Here is a 2136-nt window from a genome sequence, read left to right as displayed (position 1 = left end):
GGGGCTTTCGAAGCCGTTTGACGAGCGTCGGAGTGTTCTTTCGGACCCTTCTAAAATAGCGGTATTCAAGCGGGGGGATACCGGGAATGCACCCTTTTCATGCTCGGATTGACTGTTCCGCCTAGAATCGACTTAGTGGCTCGATGACCACCACATGGGGATTGGGCGAGCGAGGCGACGAGATCGCGAGCCCCGGCACCGGCAGTGTTCCCGGTGATTTGTCCGTGACTGCATCAAATGGCGGACTAAACAAACGTATGCGATCGGTTTGATCGCGGGTTTCGGGGGCACCCTGTTCTTTGCAGGGGATGGCTGCACCGCCGGCGGAATCGCATTTTCAATCATGTTAGACTTGAAGTCGGCTGTGCGTTTGTCGGCTGTGTTCGGTTTCCTCTCTGCTCGAAGTGAGTTTCGCTGATGCCTGCTTTTGAAGTGTCCCGGTCTATCGAAATCGCAGCGCCGCCCGAAACGGTCTACGACGGTGTCGCTGATCTTGGCACTTGGACCAAGTGGTCACCGTGGCTGGGGATCGATCCCGATGCGGTGGTGACCGTTTCCGAGAATGCTAATTCGGTGGGGGCGATTTATCGCTGGAAAGGGGATGTTGTTGGCGAGGGGGAACTTGAACATTTAAAACTCGACCGCCCCCGGCAAATCAGTGACGAAATTCGCTTTACCAAGCCGTTCAAGTCGACGTCGAAGGTCGGGTTTCATTTCGAGGCGACCGAGGTCGGAACGAAGGTGACGTGGCGAATGCAGGGAAGTTTGCCATGGTTCTTGTTTTGGATGCGGGCCAACATGCAGACGCTGATCGGGATGGATTACGACCGCGGACTGAAAATGTTGCGTGAACATCTCGAAACCGGCGAAGTGCTTTCGGAAATCGAAGTTCAGGGAGTCCAATCCGTTTCGCCAATCGACGTCTATGGCGTTAGCGATGCGGCCCCACTCAATCACATGGGCCCCGCCATGGAACGTGTTTTTTCGACGGCGACCGAGAAGCTAAAGCAAGCCGATGTGTCGCTCGATGCGGCGATGATCAGCGTGTACCACCCGTGTGATCTGAAGCAAAACGAGTTTCGCTTTACCGGGGGCTATGCCGTTTCCAATGATGACGGAATGGCCGCCGGATTGACCCACTGTCATTTGTCCGCCGGAAATGCGCTGTGTGTGCGGCATATCGGCAGTTACGAAAATTTGGGGAACGCCTGGAGCGGTGCTTACCAATATGCTCGCTACAAAAAGCTAAAGGTGCTTCGCCAAGATGCCTACGAAATCTATCGCAACGACCCTGCGACCACACCCCCGCGTGATCGGATCACCGATATCTTTTTGCCCGTAAAGTAGAGCGGCTCTCTCGAGTCGGATCCAGACTCGCACAAGTCAATCATTAGCATGCTCCGGCTTTTGCGTTGATAGCAACCCCATGCTGGCTGTTTCACTCGCATTGGGGTTCGTCTTTACTTGCGATGGTGTCTTTTTCTATACCTACACCCATGGGTCGTCAGCAGCGGCCGAGAGTGCCCTCGTTCGAGGATGGCTCTTGATTTGGATTTTTAGGAAGGGATTTCGTTGTGGATAACGGTTTAGTCAAAGACGCCAAGTTGATCGAGTCTGTCGTGGCGGACACGGACAAAGGCGAACCACGCGTGTCCTTTACCGCAGCGACCGAAGACTTCATTGGCGATGTGACCAATGGTGACGTGTCCGGAGTGATGGAATACATCACGTTGTATCTGGTACCCCAATTGTTTTTAGCAGCGATCGGTCTGGCCGTTATCTTTCTCGGTTATTTAGTCGCCAGCTATCTGTCGCGAGTCATCAACAAACCGGTGCGTCGCCGCGTCGACGAAACGCTGGGAATTTTTGTTGGCAGGATCGTCTTTTATTGCATCATGTTTGGAGTGGTCGGGGCGGTATTGTCCAAAATGGGCGCTCCACTGGGCGGATTGGCCGCGATGCTCGCCGCAGCCGGCTTTGCGATCGGTTTGGCGTTTCAAGGCACGCTCAGCAATTTTGCTTCGGGTGTACTGATGTTGGTCTTTCGTCCGTTCAAGGTGGGCGATGTTGTGAACGCCGCCGGGGTGATGGGGAAGGTCAATGAAATTGATTTGTTCACCACGACGCTTGATACTC

Annotated in this window: 3 protein-coding genes; all 3 read left to right on the top strand. The window is 54.3% G+C overall.

Annotated features, from left to right (window positions below):
- The first annotated feature begins 143 nt into the window (after window positions 1–143).
- A complete protein-coding gene (locus ABX962_RS35210; protein ID WP_372726325.1) occupies window positions 144–272 on the top strand; it encodes a hypothetical protein in 129 nt (42 codons plus the stop codon).
- A gap of 145 nt (window positions 273–417) precedes the next feature.
- Window positions 418–1347 carry an SRPBCC family protein gene (locus tag ABX962_RS35205; RefSeq protein ID WP_372726324.1) on the top strand — a complete coding sequence of 310 codons (930 nt, stop codon included), beginning with the start codon at window positions 418–420 and terminating at the stop codon, window positions 1345–1347.
- Between the two features lie 227 nt (window positions 1348–1574).
- Window positions 1575–2136 (top strand): mechanosensitive ion channel family protein (locus tag ABX962_RS35200; RefSeq protein WP_372726323.1); only part of this gene is annotated, 562 nt, incomplete at its 3' end.

Source organism: Novipirellula sp. (assembly GCF_041583735.1).
Classification (GTDB): Bacteria; Planctomycetota; Planctomycetia; order Pirellulales; family Pirellulaceae; genus Novipirellula.
Note: the sequence above shows the minus strand (reverse complement) of the source record. Positions and strands in the feature narration are given on the sequence as shown.